This window comes from Paraburkholderia silvatlantica (genome assembly GCF_003096715.1).
Lineage (GTDB): Bacteria > Pseudomonadota > Gammaproteobacteria > Burkholderiales > Burkholderiaceae > Paraburkholderia > Paraburkholderia silvatlantica.
In genome coordinates this window covers 74,808-90,373 of the sequence record NZ_QEOL01000029.1, presented here as the reverse complement: position 1 = coordinate 90,373, position 15,566 = coordinate 74,808, and the positions used below count along the sequence as shown (strand labels likewise).

The 15,566-nt window shown below is 62.1% G+C and carries 15 protein-coding genes, 1 pseudogene and 1 riboswitch; of the genes and pseudogenes, 4 read left to right on the top strand and 12 right to left on the bottom strand.

The features are described from left to right. Positions 1-11: 11 nt before the first annotated feature. The 9 genes from C7411_RS30830 to C7411_RS30790 all read right to left on the bottom strand — a co-directional run bounded on the left by C7411_RS30830 (position 12) and on the right by C7411_RS30790 (position 8,716). Positions 12-716: an urea amidolyase associated protein UAAP1 gene (locus tag C7411_RS30830; protein WP_110387752.1), complete on the bottom strand. Its 705-nt coding sequence runs from the start codon at positions 714-716 to the stop codon at positions 12-14. A gap of 13 nt (positions 717-729) precedes the next feature. Continuing rightward, positions 730-1,518, bottom strand: coding sequence for an ABC transporter ATP-binding protein (locus C7411_RS30825; RefSeq protein ID WP_110387751.1), 789 nt, complete (start codon positions 1,516-1,518; stop codon positions 730-732). Further along, the gene (locus C7411_RS30820; protein ID WP_110387750.1) at positions 1,515-2,330 is read right to left on the bottom strand and encodes an ABC transporter permease; all 816 of its coding nucleotides are present in this window, start codon (positions 2,328-2,330) and stop codon (positions 1,515-1,517) included. Before C7411_RS30820 ends, C7411_RS30825 begins: the two co-directional genes overlap by 4 nt. Positions 2,331-2,363: 33 nt before the next feature. Then, the gene (locus C7411_RS30815) at positions 2,364-3,434 is read right to left on the bottom strand and encodes a putative urea ABC transporter substrate-binding protein (RefSeq protein ID WP_110387749.1); all 1,071 of its coding nucleotides are present in this window, start codon (positions 3,432-3,434) and stop codon (positions 2,364-2,366) included. A 58-nt stretch (positions 3,435-3,492) separates the two neighbouring features. Then, a riboswitch (guanidine-I (ykkC/yxkD leader) is annotated at positions 3,493-3,592 on the bottom strand. Positions 3,593-3,998: 406 nt separating this feature from the next. Beyond that, positions 3,999-5,111, bottom strand: coding sequence for a lactonase family protein (locus C7411_RS30810; protein ID WP_165822924.1), 1,113 nt, complete (start codon positions 5,109-5,111; stop codon positions 3,999-4,001). A gap of 143 nt (positions 5,112-5,254) precedes the next feature. Then, entirely contained in the window at positions 5,255-5,947 is a 693-nt protein-coding gene (locus C7411_RS30805; RefSeq protein WP_110387747.1) for a DUF1223 domain-containing protein, read from the bottom strand. A gap of 245 nt (positions 5,948-6,192) precedes the next feature. Beyond that, positions 6,193-7,053: a substrate-binding periplasmic protein gene (locus C7411_RS30800; protein ID WP_110387746.1), complete on the bottom strand. Its 861-nt coding sequence runs from the start codon at positions 7,051-7,053 to the stop codon at positions 6,193-6,195. 83 nt (positions 7,054-7,136) lie between these two features. Continuing rightward, positions 7,137-7,838, bottom strand: a complete 702-nt coding sequence (locus C7411_RS30795) for an amino acid ABC transporter permease (RefSeq protein ID WP_110387745.1) — start codon at positions 7,836-7,838, stop codon at positions 7,137-7,139. 71 nt (positions 7,839-7,909) lie between these two features. Next, positions 7,910-8,716, bottom strand: a complete 807-nt coding sequence (locus C7411_RS30790) for an IclR family transcriptional regulator (protein ID WP_110387744.1) — start codon at positions 8,714-8,716, stop codon at positions 7,910-7,912. A gap of 272 nt (positions 8,717-8,988) precedes the next feature. On the opposite strand from C7411_RS30790, the gene C7411_RS30785 reads away from it, so the two are divergent. Beyond that, the gene (locus C7411_RS30785) at positions 8,989-9,237 is read left to right on the top strand and encodes a hypothetical protein (protein WP_133253727.1); all 249 of its coding nucleotides are present in this window, start codon (positions 8,989-8,991) and stop codon (positions 9,235-9,237) included. A gap of 38 nt (positions 9,238-9,275) precedes the next feature. Here C7411_RS30785 and C7411_RS30780 read toward each other — a convergent pair whose 3' ends face one another. Beyond that, the gene (locus tag C7411_RS30780) at positions 9,276-9,635 is read right to left on the bottom strand and encodes a DUF3564 family protein (RefSeq protein WP_110387742.1); all 360 of its coding nucleotides are present in this window, start codon (positions 9,633-9,635) and stop codon (positions 9,276-9,278) included. Between the two features lie 271 nt (positions 9,636-9,906). Here C7411_RS30780 and C7411_RS30775 point away from each other — a divergent pair, with 271 nt between their 5' ends. Continuing rightward, entirely contained in the window at positions 9,907-11,829 is a 1,923-nt protein-coding gene (locus tag C7411_RS30775) for a putative bifunctional diguanylate cyclase/phosphodiesterase (protein ID WP_110387741.1), read from the top strand. Then, positions 11,826-12,115: pseudogene (locus C7411_RS30770) on the top strand (response regulator); the annotation flags it as partial. The gene C7411_RS30775 and the pseudogene C7411_RS30770, both read left to right, overlap by 4 nt. Positions 12,116-12,247: 132 nt before the next feature. Here the strand turns inward: C7411_RS30770 and C7411_RS30765 are convergent. Continuing rightward, positions 12,248-13,492 (bottom strand): NAD(P)/FAD-dependent oxidoreductase, encoded by a 1,245-nt coding sequence (locus tag C7411_RS30765; protein WP_110387740.1) that lies wholly within the window; start codon positions 13,490-13,492, stop codon positions 12,248-12,250. A gap of 31 nt (positions 13,493-13,523) precedes the next feature. Continuing rightward, positions 13,524-14,321, bottom strand: coding sequence for an ABC transporter substrate-binding protein (locus C7411_RS30760; protein WP_110387739.1), 798 nt, complete (start codon positions 14,319-14,321; stop codon positions 13,524-13,526). A gap of 159 nt (positions 14,322-14,480) precedes the next feature. Between C7411_RS30760 and C7411_RS30755 the strand changes: the two genes are divergently transcribed. Next, positions 14,481-15,458 carry an ornithine cyclodeaminase family protein gene (locus C7411_RS30755; protein WP_373682700.1) on the top strand — a complete coding sequence of 326 codons (978 nt, stop codon included), beginning with the start codon at positions 14,481-14,483 and terminating at the stop codon, positions 15,456-15,458. The last annotated feature ends 108 nt before the right edge of the window (positions 15,459-15,566 follow it).

The following is a 15,566-nucleotide window of genomic DNA, read 5'->3' as shown; positions in this document are numbered from 1 at the left end:
GTAGCCTCCGCTCAAAGAAAGAATCGCTCTGTGTTGATAAAGCCGCGCACGTTTTCCTCGCATGCGGTACGGCACACTTCGGCCACGCCGGGCTGCGCCTCGCTCAATTCGAGTTTCACCGCTTTGGGCGCATACTCAGGGTTCGGGTCGAGCGGGTGCTGAATCGCGGTGAGCACGACGAGCGTGTTCATTGGCGCATAGAGTTCAACGTAATCGCCAGCCTTCGAGTTGTTGCTCACAAAATTGAGTTCTCCTTCGCTGGTGACATCGACGCGGCTGAAAAGGTTGAGCGTCATCAGCAGGTCCGAGATCCCGAGCCCCCACTTGCCCATCTCGACGAGCAAATTGTCCGTGCCATTCCGGTAGAACGCGTTGCGCAGTTCCTGATAGCGGCCGGCACCATACCGCACCGCAACCTCCTCGGCATTCGAGACGCCGCCGATGCTGTCGTGCCACCCGCACGTGTCGTCGACGATGGCAGCGAGAACACGCCCCATATCGGAGTACAGGCAGTGACCTTTCGTGAGCTTTGCGGTGTGCTGGCACTTCAGCGAATCCGGGAGGTTCAGTCGCTCGCTCTTCTCCGATGCATTGACCATCATGACGCCGACGTTGGCGCCACCGTGCAGGTCGGTCACGCGCAACGATTGCCCGCGCTTCACGATGAGCGAGGTATGGCCGCCGCCCGGTACGGTTTCTTCAAGCAATAACTTCATGTTCGAATTCCCTTCATGAAACCACTTCGATGCTGGACGCGCCTTGAACCGCCGCGCGCGCCAGATGAACCGCGGACACCGATTCGCGGCTGCGGTCGAGTGGAATGTTGTAGGTGATACGGGCTCCGTAAGCGCCCGGCGCCTGGGGGTCCACGCGTACCTTGTCGAAAACCAGCACACGGCTTCCCAGCGTGAAGCCCTCTTTCAGGTCATGCGTAACCATGAAAATGGTTAGCTTCGCTTCGCGCCACAGGTCCGAGAGCAGCGCATGCATGTCCTTGCGGATACCGGGGTCGAGTGCGCCGAACGGCTCATCGAGCAGCAGGACGCGCGGCTTCATAATCAAGGCCTGCGCGATGGCGAGGCGTTGCTGCATGCCACCGGAGAGCTGCTGCGGGTACTTGTTCAAGGCCGCGCCGAGCCCCACGCGCTCCAGCATTGCCGCTGCCTCGTCTCGCGCGGCGCGCCGCCGCGCCCCGAAGAGTCTGCCCGTGAGCTTCGCCTTCGGAAGCTCCAGTCCCAGCATCACGTTGCGCAATACGCTAAGGTGCTCGAACACCGAGTAGCGTTGAAACACCACGCCACGATGGGCATCCGGTTCTCCGGGCAACAGTTGACCGTCCAGCAGGATCTCGCCGCGCGTCACTTGCTCCTGACCCAGCAGTAGTCGCAGAAATGTCGACTTTCCGCAGCCGGAAGCGCCGACCATGGAACAGAACTCGCCCTCCTGGATCGTCAGATTCAAGCGCTCCAGCACCACCTGGCCGCCGTACTCTTTCCATACATTGCGGACTTCGATCATCGCCCACCTCCGCCATACCATGGGAACGACCACTGCGTGATCCGGCGAAGCAGTTCGTCGGTGAGCCACGCGAGCAGCGTTATCCAGGCGACATACGGCAGAATCAGATCCATGGAGAGGTAGCGTCGCACGAGGAAGATGCGATAGCCCAGACCGTCCGTCGATGCGATCGCTTCAGCGGCAATGAGAAACAGCCATGCAGCGCCGAGCGAGAGACGCATCGCCACCAGCAGGCGCGGCAGAAGCTGGGGTAGAACGAGGCGCAGAATCACCGTCCAGCTCGTAGCCCCCAAGGTTTGCGCCTTGACCCACAGCTCGACGGGAATATCGCGGGCGCGGGCATGCAGGTCCCGAATGATCATGGGCGTAATGCCGAAAACAATGAGCACGACCTTGGATAGCTCATCGAGCCCGAAGACAATGAAAAGAATCGGCAGCACCGCCAGCGGAGGCACCATCGAGACGACGGTGATGAATGGCGAGAGCGTTGCGCTGGCGAGCGGAAACGAGCCGGTCGCGATAGCGGCCACCAGCGCAATCACCGCGCTCACGACGAGACCGATACCCAGTCGTCGCAAACTCGACAGGGTGTCGTCCCACAACAGATATTCACCCGTGCGCTTGTCTTCGGTGAATGCGACCGACTTCACGGCATCGCGCATTTGCGCCGCGCCCGGAAGCAGCTTGTCATCGGGATTGAGCTTGAGCCGCGCCGCGGAGCCCGTGAAATACACGGCAAAGATCACGACGAACGGCAGCAGGAGAAGCATCATGCTGCCGATTCGGCTCGGATGTCGATTGATGAGTCGCATGGTGACCGCCCGGTTATTACCTCGAACTCAGTCTCAGAGCTTGCCAGCAGCGGCCATCTCGACGTAGGTCGGGTCGAAACGCAGCTTGACGTTGTTCTTGTCGCCGACGATCACGTTCTTGTCGAACGCCATGCCGACAGAATCGGCACTCTTCGCATCCTGGCCGAGCAGCCCGTGGTCAAAGGAGAACTTCGCTACGCGCGCCATGATCTTCGGCATATCCGGGCTCGTGACGAAAGCGACCGCTGCCTGAGGCGTGTAGAAGAGCGCGGTGGTCGACAGTTGCCCCCTGAAGTTCGCAAGGTCGGTACCGGAGGCCTTCGCCATCGACGTCAGTGCGCTGGTGCTCGCCGCCGAATTGCTGTGCATCAGCGCAACCATCTCGAACCATGCGCCCGTCAGTGCCTTGCCGAGCGCCGGGTTCTCCTGCAGCGTCTTCGTGTTGACGACCATCATGTCCATGATTTCGCCCGGAATCTTGCTCGAATCGAAGACTTCGGTCACGTTCGGCTGCGCTTTCAGATCGGCGAGCATCGGGTTCCACGTCACCGCGTTGCGAACAGTCGGCGTCGCGAATGCGCCTGAGATATCGGCATCGGATGTGTTCACAACCTTGAGATCGCGCTCGCTCATATGCGCGCTTTCCAGAGCGCGTGCGAGCAGGTAGTGGGAGACCGAGAACTGCACGAGGTTGATTTGCTGGCCCTTCAGGTCGGCGATCTGTTTGCCGTTGCCCTTCATGAGCACGCCGTCGTTGCCGTTCGAGTAATCGCTCACGATCAGGGCAGTCGAATCGACGCCGCCCGAGGCCGGAATGGTGAGCGCATCCATGTTGGTCATCGCGCAGCCGTCGAACTTGCCGGCCGTGTACTGATTGATCGATTCAACGTAGTCGTTCAGCTGGACGACATCGATCTTGATGCCATACTTCGTGGCCCACTTCGAGATGATGCCCTGGGTTTTTGCTTGCCCCCACGGCATCCAGCCGGCGTAGATGGTCCAACAAACCTTGAAGTCGCTGCGGCCAGCGGCGAACGCGGCACTCGAAGCGAAGGTGGCGAGGGAGACGGCGGCGATGCCAAGACAGCGAACGAGCTTGCGCATGAGGTTGACCTCGAAAGGGACGGTTAGCAACGGCAGGGAGCAGCGCGAACATCGCGTTCTCTCCCGGGCTTTTATCCCGCCGTGTAACCTCGCCTGAGGTCGCCAGCTCTCGGACCAGCGCCTGCGAGAAGCAGGCCGGAACCCTAGCTGTCCATTTCCAGATTGTCTGACGAACCGGATACTGCGCCGGCTCCTTGCGCACTCCTTAAAGCGAGAAGCGTGCCAATGAAAAAAGCACGATTTCGTGGCGTGGGTGGCGTTTGCCTGCCCTGTGCCGGTAACAACGCGCACTGATTTGCGTCACGGCGCACCCGTTTCGGGCACTGTCCGCGCCAATCTTTTCAAGCGCGTCCAGCGAGATGAGGCCACTAGTGAAGCCTGTGCCTTCAAAGTCGTGAAGCCCAGATCGAGTGGGCGCAAAAGATGGGGATAGCGATTAGTCACGTTCATGCAACTGGCTGTATGACGGCGAGGTCGCTAATGCAGCCAGTTGCACGGACAATCAAGCGAATGCGAGGATTTCGAAAATCGCCTCTACAACCGGCCTGACCATCTTCTCTTTGTCTAGCGCGCTGCGATCCCCTGGGCTCCAGGCGGTACGCCGGTCACTGACCCAATCGGTTCGAGCGTGCCGTCGGGCATTACGTGAAACCCGGTTACCGCGCCGTTGCCCTCCCGCACATAGAGGAATTTGCTGCGGCTGGTGAGCGCCATGTCGAGCGGAGCGCTGAGCGTACCGGCAGCTGGATTGAGCAGGGTTAGCTTACCGTCCGCGGCAATGCGCAAACTGCTGATCGTGCCGCTACCGGCATTGGCGGTATAGGCGAAACGTCCGTCGCCGGTTGTGACAAGCCAGCAAGGAGCGGACTGCCCCAGCGGGATTGCCGCGCTGATCGAATCGAGATGTTTGCCGTCTTCTACTTCGTACGAGGAAACCGAACCGGACCCGGCTTCGGAGACGATTGCATAACCGCGTGTCGTGACGGAAAAGCCGAACGGCGTAACGCCGTTTGAGGCGTGGGAGGTCGATGTCGAGGCGTAGCCGGTAAAGCCGACGGAATATGTGTCAATGAGTTGCGTGCCCTTCTCGGTCACCAGCAATTCGTTGCCTTCCGGTGCGAACCGGACTTGCGCAGGCTGGGCGGAGACTCCACCGGCAAGCGGCCGCTGCGAGCCGGGTAACACAACGAGGCGCTTGCCGAACGCGTCGACAAGATAGCCACTGATGTTCGGCGTGCCGCCGGCATTGAGCACATACGCAATGGCCCCCTTGACCGTCACGCTAACGGGCATTTGACCGCCCGATGGCTTTCTGTCGAGCAGCGTCAGTTTGCTGCCGTCGATTGCGAAAAGCGAAACATCATTGCTTCCGGCATTCACCGCGAGCAAAAAGCCCGAGTCCAACGTCAGCGCGCCCTGCGAGCCTAGCGGATCGGCTCCCGTGCCCGCTCCTTTTCCGCCGGTTTGATAGGTGGCCGCGTAGGTCAGTGTCCCGTTTGTGGCTCGAGTGTAAACAAGTACCGAGTTTCCTGATGGCTGGTTCGACATGACGTAGACTGCCCCGGGCGGATCGACCTCCGAAGCGGCTTGCGCAAAGCTGCTTGAGGCAAATCCCAGTGCGGCGGCCAACGCGATGGTTCGCAACGGAACTGATGAAAGGTACGTGACAAATGACATGACGAACTCCTTGCCTGATAGACACGATTTCGTTAAGGGAACTGCCACTGCACTGCGCACTCGTTCGTAGCGTCGCTTTCGAATATAAAAAGCAGACCTTATTAACGACATCGGAAAGACATGACAACGTCATTCCTGGCGGCTCAAGGCGCGCCATTGGCAACTCGCGCCGCGCCGATGATTGCCCCATCCGTCGACTGGATCAGTATTGCCGCCTGCTCACCTGCCGGCGGCGTAGAGTCGAGCTTCAACGGAGCGCCTGTCCATTCGCCGACGGCCTGTATCGAGCGAACGATATTTGACTCCCTGAGCGTACGCCCTGTGTTTTCGCCTCGCCCTACCTCGGTCACGTGCGCGTTGTCGTAGCCGACCAGCAACACCCGACCGTGACCGCTGCCGCGCCCGACCATGACTGATAACGTCCCGCCGTGGCGCACACCGCTCACCTCCACCCCAGCCTCGTCCGCTTTCCGCGCGAGCGCGATTGCCGCCTCGGCTGCACGTCGATTCGAACCCACCAGTCCCTTCTGGCCGTCGATCACCATTTCGGGGGTGTAGGCGCTCTCACCAAAACGAGCGCTGTACTCGGCCTGGCGCTGCGTGGCGGCTTCCAGCGAGTAAGGGTCACGCCAGCCCAGGCTGTCCCAGTACGTCACGTGAAACGCGAGAGGAAGCACCTCCCGACGCTCGCGTGACAGTTCAGACAGGTAGGCATCCGCTGGAGGACACGAGGAGCATCCTTCCGAGGTGAACAGCTCGACCACTACAGGCCTGGCTGACACCGCAACGGGTGCGACCAGAAAAAAGAACGCAAAGGCAACGAGCCGTGCGGACATGATCTGTCTCCAGAACGACGGGACTGCCTCTTAATTCGTTCGGATACACATCCCGGTTACAGCCGGAAGGAATTTATTTCGTCGGGCCCGGCCGCCCTTACGGATTGACGTCGTACGCAGCGCCTGGATCGGGAAAACGGGGAGGCAATGCAATGGAAGGCTTTGGCGGCGGCACGCTGTAGAGGAAGCCCCGCGCAATCTTGCAACCAGGAGCATCGCCGAGTGCTGAATAGCCGGTGCCGAAATCAGTTCTTCACCGGGAAATACCAGAGATTGCGGTCGGTATAACCGAACTGCCTGATGATCGATCCCAGCGTTCCGTCGGCGCGCAGTTCGTCGAGCGTTCGCGACACCGCGTTGTTCAGATCGACATCGCCCTTGCGCAACGCGTAGCGCGCGTATCCGTACTCCTGCGGCAGCGGCCTGTAGTCAGCCACCATTTGCATTGCGGCAGTTGGATGCTGCTTCAGGAATTGGCCGATCTTGACGTCGTCTTCCATCGCAACGTCGATTCGACCCGCGATCAGATCGGAGAACTCCGCCTCGTTGCTCGTGTAGAGCTTGAGCTCCTTTAGGTCCTTGCGCCCTTCGAGCAACTGGTGATTGATGCTCCCGCGCACCGTGCCGACGATATGCCCGGCAAAGTCGTCCCACCCGTGAATCTTCGACGGATTGCCACGCTGCACCGCGATGCCCGATCCATACCAGTATGCCGGACTCGTGAATGCCACGACGCGTAGCCGCTGCTCGTTCTCGTGCAGGTTGTCGACGATGACGTCGGCGCGGCCGGCGAGCAGTGCCGGAATCATCGCGTCGAACGGCACGATGTCCCACGTGACCTTCGTGATCTTGAGCCGCTTCGTGATTTCGCGGAAGATGCGCACATCCGCGCCGTCGAACGTGTGTGTTTTTTCGTCCCGGAAGCTCGATGGCGGATCGGCGGCGATCACGAGCGTGATGCCGTTCCTGATTGCGCGCGCGTACGAGCCGTCTCCGCCGTCGAAACGCATGTCGCCGATTGCGCTGCTATCGGCCGCACGGGCATTGGACAACAACGTTGCAACACCCATCAAGATCGATGCAAACGCCAGCGTAGCTTTGCGCATGAAACACCCCGAATTAGTTAGTTATCCAGACATGGCGAATCAGTCGTATTATTCGTCTCACTCCCCTCGTGCGGGCATACCGGTCATCGCGGACGCGCTCCCCCTTTCGCCGTGCGTGTGGCGCCCATCTTCCGCTCGAGCCAGTGCACGACCAGGGCGCTCGGCCAGGAAAATGCCAGATAGAGCGCGCCGACCAGCGTGAATATCGTGACGTACTGGAAGTTCGTCGACGAGATGATCTGGCCAGTGAACATCAATTCCTTGACCGTCACGATCGACACGAGCGAGGTGTCCTTGAAGAGCGAAATCGCATAGTTGCCGAGTGGCGGCACGACGATACGGATGGCCTGGGGAAGCACGATCAGGCGCAGCGTCTGGCAGCCGGACATACCGAGCGCCTTCGCGGCTTGCGTCTGGCTCTTCGGCACGGCTTCGATGCCCGCGCGATACACCTCGGCGAGATACGCCGAGTAGTTGATCGACAGCCCGATTACACCCGCCGTGAACGGCGCAAAGCGAATTCCGAATGAGGGCAGCACGAAATAGATGTAGAACAATTGCAGCAGCGCGGGCGTGCCGCGAATGACCTCGATATAAACCGATGCGATTGCTCTCGGCAGCCGTGCCCGGCCGATTCTGGCAATGGCGAGCAGCAAGCCGAACGGCAGGCTCAGCGCAAGGATGCTGAAGGTCAGCTCGATGCTCGTGAGCGCCCCTTTGAGCAGATCGGGCACATAGCTGTTTGCGTCGTGCAGATCGAACAGATCGAAGAAGGTGGTCAGCATGAGGTCCTCGCCCCGTCGCGGGGGGCACCGGTGATCCGCCTGGAAGATGCACGCTGGCTCGCCGCGCCGCGTTACGGGTCAACCTGTGCGCCGAGCATCCGGCTGATGCGCGCCGCATGCGTACGCAGCGTGCGTCCCAACGCGTGCAGGTCGTCGTCTTCCAGTCCGTTCTTGAGCGTCGTCACGCTGATTGCAGCCACGCCTTCGCCGTCGCGGTTCGTAATTGCGGCGCCGACGCAAACCACGCCTGGATTGTCCTCTTCGTCGTCGAATGCGTAGCCGCGCTCGGCAACGAGGATCAGATCCTTCATCAGCTCCGCGGGTGTCAGGCGGGTGTACTCCGTGCGGCGCGGCATGCCGGTATGGGCCAGCAGCTTGACGACCCGCGCCGGCGGCAATAGCGCGAGCAGGGATTTGCCGAGCGCCGAGCAATGCGGGAGTTCGCGTTGTCCGAGGGCGGATGCGATGCGCACGATGCCCGGCGCCTCGACGCGGCTGATTGCGACTGCATAGCCGTTGTCGTCGAGCACCGCAAGCCGGGATGTGAGGCCGGTCGTGTCGGTCAGCTCGCGCAGAACCGGCATCGCAAGCTGGGATATGTCGACGTCTGCCGCCGCCCGGTCGCCGAGGTGCACGAGCGCAAAGCCGAGCCGATAGCGCCGTGAGCCGCCGAGGCGTACATCGGTGACGTAGTGACGGGCGAGCAAGGTCTGCAACAAGTCGAACGCCGTGCTCTTCGACACGCCGATTGCCGTCGCAATCTCGGCAACGGTAAGCCCCTCGTTATCGCTGCCCCCCAGCGTCTCCAGGACATCGAGCGCCCGGCTGACGCTACGAAGCGCGTTGCGCTCCCCAATGGTTTGGTCCGTTTGTGTCATTTGTATTTCGTCTCTTGTCCGCTAGCGGGCGGTCGAGCGTTTCAGCCAGCTTAGCGCTGCCAATATTGACAGTCATCAAGGTGGAAACTACCATAAATGAGCCGCCGAACCGCGTTCGGCCTAGCCGAACAAAATATGGATTCGGCATACAGTACGCCTGATTCGTGGCGTGCCTTACCCAGGTAAATGACAACAGGAGGCCGCACGGCCGGCGGTGCGCTCGGGGCATGCATGCGCGGCGCCATATTCGACGGCAAATAAAGATGGGAACAGTGTCAGAAAAAGGTTTGGGCGGTTGCGGGCAACCGAGAAAGTCGGGTGCCTGGTCGTCGCAAGTCGCTCACGGCGATATCCTGCACATCAAATCCGTGATTCAGCGATTGTCTGCGGAGGACCTGAACGAGTCGCGTTTGCCGCCGGCTTATTGGCGAAAGCGCTTGCAGGAAATCATGCAAATTCACCAATTATCGAAAAGCCAGTTCGAAGAAATCGACCGGCTACTCGCGACATTGAAGGAGTAATGGCGCAGCGATGACTCACGCAGCCGTCTTGCGAACGGCTAGCAGGCAAACAGCGAATCCGCGGCGCGCACCGATTTACGGTCAACAGCCTGCAACCGCCACTGCCACGCTGCTTCGTTGCACGCGCTGCCGTCCGGCCAGCTCGCATCGCCATGGCTCGCGTGGACTTCCTGCCGCTCGTTCAGACTGAGACCGCGCATGATGCAAAGCGGTGCATCGGTTTGCGGAGCGCATAGGACCGTTTCATCGCCTCCGGCGCGAACACCGCCCCACGAAGGCAGGTTGATTCCTTCATGTGACTCGCGCGACCAGCGTTTCTGGTCGAGATCGATCCACACGAGGGCGAATTCGTGATTGACTGCCGGGTCAGAACCATTGATCAGGATGGTCAGTCGCATGAGCACTCCGTGCAGTGCGGCTAGTTAATGGGATCGCGGCTCGAATCGCAAGTTGTCAGTCTAGAAGTTCCGCGACGGAACGCAAGCGGATTTTCCAGATACTGGGAAAACTCCGTGGTGCGGATGCGCACATAGCGCGAAGGTCGGGCTGAAACCGGATGAGGTCGGCGCCGCTTCGGGTCGCCCCGGCGTCGGAATGCGTTCTCCGCATCCTGGAGTCCGATCTGGTCTATGCTCATGAAATCATATGATCTGAATCGGGGGAGACGTCGTGCTCACGTCCGCCAAGGGCGACAAGTTCTGGACCGCCGGCCTTTTGCGCCGCATTTATGTTCTCAGGGTCCTCGGCTACGCGATCGGCTCCATACCCGTCCTCTCCTTGCTGCACGTGCAACATGCGCCGTCGCTGCTCTTCGCCGGCGTCCTTGCCATCTGTCTCATCTGGCCGCATGTCGCCTATTCGCGGGTACGCACTGTCACTGACGACGTACTCCGCAAAGAGCAATGGAACCTGCTCTTCGACTCGGCGTTCGGCGCCTGGCTGACCGCCGCGGTTCATTTCGAGCCTGTCGCAACCGTCGTCATCCTGTTGATGTTTGCGCTCGACACGATGGCGGTTGGTGGTTGGCCGGTCTTCGTCGCCGGGATGGGCGCGAGTGCTGCGGGCCTGATCGCCGGGGCGGCAATCTTCGGCATCGCCACAACGCCGCTGGATGTACGGATCGCGCCGGTTTGGCTGCCCATCGTCTTCATCTATCCACTCCTTTTCGCCAAAACGACTCATGACGTGTCGGTCAGGCTTCTCGACCGTTCGCGCCGATTGCGCGAACTCAGCGAGTGCGACCGCCTGACCGGGCTCGCGAATCGTGCCGCGCTTGGCGCACGATTGCAGGCACTCCTTACTGACACCGCCCGCCACGGCGAATCCGTCTATGTCGTTTTCCTCGACCTGGACACGTTCAAGACCGTCAACGACGCGCTCGGGCACAGCGTCGGCGATCAGCTGCTCGTCGAAGTTGCCGGACGTCTGCGGGCCTGTGCCCGCGCGGGCGACGTTCTCGGTCGCTACGGCGGCGACGAGTTCATGATCGTTGCGCCGCGCGGGCGGGACGACACGCACTTCGATCTTCCCGATGCCGTGCTTGCGGCGATCGCGAAGCCAGTGCTGGTCGGCGGGAATGAACTCGTGGTGAGCGCGAGCGTCGGCATCAGTGTGTTTCCAGCGGATGGAGACAATGTGGAAACGCTGATTTCGTGCGCAGACATGGCGATGTACGCGGCCAAGAGCCGTGGTCGCAATTGCTGGGATCGCTACCGACCTGAAATGCGCGAAGACGCCGACGCAAAGCTCGTCCTTTCGGCACGTCTCAGAAAGGCGATCGAAACAGGCTCGCTGCGCGTGCACTACCAGCCACAGGTCGACATGCGCAACGGCCACGTGCTTGGCGTCGAAGCACTTGTCCGTTGGCACGATGAGATTTACGGCGAGATCGACCCCGCCGGATTCGTCCCGATGGCGGAAGCATCGGGATTTGTCGCAATACTCGGCGAGTGGGTGCTGCATGAGGCTTGCCGTCAGTCGGCGCTTTGGATGCACATGGGTATTGCGCCGGTGCGCATATCGGTCAATCTGTCACCGCTCCAGTTGCAACGCACGGATATTGTCGAGGCATTTCAAACCATCCTGCAGGAAACGGGCGTCGATCCGACGATGCTCGAACTCGAAGTCACCGAGACTGCGTTGATGAAGCAACCGGAGATCGCCGCGCGCCGCCTTCACGAATTTCGCCGGGCGGGTATCCGTATTGCAATCGACGATTTCGGCATGGGCTACTCGAGCCTCAGTCAATTGCGCACGCTGCCGGTCGATCGCATCAAGATCGACCGTGCCTTCGTGCATGGCATCGGGGAAACGGACACTGGTGCGATCGTGAAGGCGATCGTTACGCTTGCGCAGGCGCTCGGTTTAGCCGTCATCGCCGAAGGTGTGGAGACGCTCGCCCAGCAGGAATTCCTGCTCGCTCTCGGTTGCGTGGAAGCACAGGGATTCCGTTTCAGCCGGCCGCTCGATGCCGGGTGCATCACACGTGTGCTCTCCGACGGCGGACCGCTGCCGCGGCCTTCGCTTGCTGTAAATATGCCGCCTGCCCCGGATCGTGGTCCACACACCGTTGATACGCTGAAAATGCAATGACAAGCGCCATGCATAAGCCGTTCTCCATTCTTTTCGTTGACGACGACGAGATGTCTCGCACTTACTTCGCGCGCGCCGTACAGGGGCTCTACCCGGTTCATCTCGCGCGCAACGCGGACGAAGCGATCGACATATTCGAGGAGCATGGACCGGACATCGCAGTCCTGGTGACCGACTTCCGCATGCCGGTCAGCTGCGGATAGAAACGGTACGCGAGACGCTGCGTGAGGCGATTGCGCAGTGGACCGAGCGCGAAACGCGTCAGCATCAGTTGCTGGCGATGGAAGTCTGATCCGGCGCGCAGTCAGGAGATTGAGCAAGCGCGGCCGGGCCGATCTATCGTGTAACTGGAGGCGGTCGATCGCGGCGACCATGTAGTCGCCGCGATCCGGGAGGCTACCGGTCCGACGCGCGTGTCTCAGCCAAATCGCGCGGGCAAATACGGCGTGGGATCGACGAACGGCGTTTCGCCGACGATTTGTTCGGCAACGAGGCGCGCCGTGACCGGCCCGAGCGTGAGTCCATGATGGTTGTGACCGAACGCGAACCACAGCCCCGCATGGCGCGGCGCAGGCCCAAGCAGCGGGCGCATGTCGGGCGTGCAGGGGCGCAGGCCCATCCACGGTGTTTCGTCTAGCCGCGCGCCGAGGCCGAACACGGGACGCGCCTCGCGCTCGGCCGCATCGAGCTGCGTGTAGTTGGGTGGCCGCTCGCGCGTGGCGAGTTCTACGCCCGTGGTGAGACGCAAGCCGCGACGCATCGGCGCGACGACGTAACCGCCTTCGATATCCACCACCGGACGCCCGAGCGGCGCACGCGCCTCGCCCGCGTAGTGCATGTGATAGCCGCGCTTGACCATGAGCGGCACGCGGTAGCCGAGCGGCCGTGTCACGAGATCCGACCATGGTCCGAGCGCCACGACCACAAGCTCGGCGCTCAACGGTCCTTCGTCGGTCTGCACTCGCCAGCCCTTGCCGTCGGGCATCAGCGTGCGCGCGTCGCCCCGTGCCAATGCACCGCCTTCACGCAGGAACAGTCGCGCATAGCCCTTCGTCAACGCGCCGGGATCCGCCACGCTCGCGGGATCGATCCAGTGAATCGCGCCCGCATAGCCCTCGTTGAGCGAAGGCTCCAGTGCGAGCAGGCCCGGCGCGTCGAACATCCGCACATGGAGGCCGTGTGCGTCGGCCACGTCCTGCGCCGTGCGCATTTCGCTCTCGAAGCCGGCGGGCGAACGCCACGCTTCGAGCCAGCCGACGGGCCGCACGATTTCTCGCAAGCCCGCACGCGCGATCATTGCGTCGTGCTCTGCCACGCTGCGCTCGATGAGCGGCAGCATGTCTCGCGCGGCGTGCGCGAGGCGCGCAGGCGACGACTCGCGCCAGAACGTCGCGAGCCAGCGTGCGTAGGCGGGCAACGAACGCACGTCGTAGCGCAACACGGTCGAGTCGTTGCGTACGAGGCGCAGCAATGTGCGCCAGTCGCGCGGAAAGCCATAAGGCACCACCGACGACGACTCGATCAGCCCCGCGTTGCCATGGCTCGTTTCCTCGCCCGGCCCGCGCCGGTCGACGAGCGTGACCTGCACGCCGCGCGCCTGCAGATGCAGCGCGACGCTCACGCCCACGATTCCTGCCCCGAGAACGATCGCACTCTTGTTCATGAATGTGCTCTGGATGCCGAAGTGATCGATCTCACTTCGCGACGATATCGCGGCCGAAATACTTCATCGACAGCTTCGAGAGCGTTCCGTCCTGACGCAGCGAATCGATCGCGGCCACCACCTTCGCCTTGAGCGCCGCGTCGTCCTTGCGCATGCCGAAGCCCGTGCCTTCGCCGAGCGTGACCGGATCCCTGAGCGGCGCGCCCGCGAATTCGAAGCCCTTGCCCTGCGGTTTCGAGAGGAAGCCGTCGGTGGCGGTCTGCACTTCCTGCACCGCGCCGTCCAGGCGCCCGGCCGCGAGGTCCGCGAAAATCTGGTCCTGGTTCTCGTAGGTGACGACGTTCACGCCCTGCGTGCCCCAGTGCTTGCGCACGTAATCTTCCTGCGTCGAGCCTTGCAGCACGCCAATCGACTTGCCCTTCAGGCTCGCGGGCGTGGGCTGCAGGCCCGAGCCGCGCCTGGCGACCATCTGGATCGGCATCACGTAGATAGCGGGGGTGAAGGCGATTTGCTGACGCCGCTTCTCGGTGATGTTCATGGCCGAGTTGATGACGTCGAACTTGCGCGCCTCGAGCGCGGCGATCAGGCCGTCAAAACTGTTCTCCACCCATACGCACTTCATCTGCAGCTTCTGGCACACCGCGTTGCCGATATCGATGTCGAAGCCTTGCAGATCGCCCGCAGGCGTCTTGCTCTCGAACGGCGGATAAGACGCCTCCACGCCGAAGCGCAGCGTTTTCGGGTCCTGCGCGTGCGCGGCGCCCGCGCTCACGCCTGCGAGGCATGCAAGGCTGGCCGCAGCCGCAAAGCGAATCATCTTCCTGTTCATCGTCGTCACCCAATTCGTAATAAGTGTCTGTTCAAGTGTGCTGCGCTTCGTGCGGCGCCCGCTTACGCGGGCCGCGGCCGCAGGAGGAATATAGACGAAAAATAAAAATAAAGTCTAGAATGGACAAAAATGTCTACATCGCGACTCCGGAGCCCCAACATGAACCCGATGTCCCACGCCATCGCCGCGCCGCTCGTCGTCGACGCCGCCCAGGTGCGCGCCGCCCTGCCCAGCCTCGACGTGCGGGGCGAACTGGCTCGCCTGTTCGCCTCGCTCGGCCGCGGCGACGCCGTGCAGCCGCCGCAAACCCTGACGCTGTTTCCGCAGCAGGCCGGCGACTTCATCACCTATCTCGGCGTGCTCGCCGAAGCGGGCGTGTTCGGTGCGAAGCTCTCTCCCTACATCGTGGGCGCCGAAGGCGAGCCGCCCATCATCACCGCCTGGACCGCGCTGATGTCGATGAAAACGGGCCAGCCGCTCATGTGGTGCGACTCGGCGCTGCTCACGACCGAGCGCACCGCGGGCACCACGGCGCTCGCCGTCGACGAGCTCGCGCCGCGCGAGGCGAAACGTCTTGCCGTGATCGGCTCGGGCGCGGTCGCGCTGGCGCATATTCGTCACGTCGCGCCGCTTCGCCCCTGGGACAGCATTCGCGTGTTTTCGCCAAAGCTCGCCGGCGACGCACAGCGTCAGGCCGAACTGCGTGCGCTGGATTCACGGGCGAGCGTGGCGCACACGGCCGAAGCCTGCGTGCATGAAGCCGACGTGGTGATGCTGTGCACCTCGTCGGGCAAGCCCGTGCTCGCGCTGGACACGCTCACGAAACCCGCGCTCATCACCTCGATCAGCACCAACGTCGCACACGCGCATGAACTCGATCCGGCCGCGCTGCCCTCGCTCGACGTGTACTGCGACTATCGCCACACCACGCCGCAAAGCGCGGGCGAAATGGTGCTGGCCGCGCGCGAGCACGGCTGGTCGCCCGATGCGATCGCGGGCGATCTCGCGGAACTCGTCAACGGCGTATGCCCGCGCCCGGCGTACGCGCGCCATGCATTCTTCCGCTCAATCGGCCTTGGCCTCGAGGACATGGCCGTCGCGAACGCGCTGTATGAATATCTGCGTAACGCCCGTTGATGCGCGGCGTCGATTGATGGCAGTATCATCGATGTCTTTCTGCCGTAACCCCATCCCAGTCCGATGCCAAAACGAGAAGACGAGAAAACCCGCGTGAAGAAAATCGCC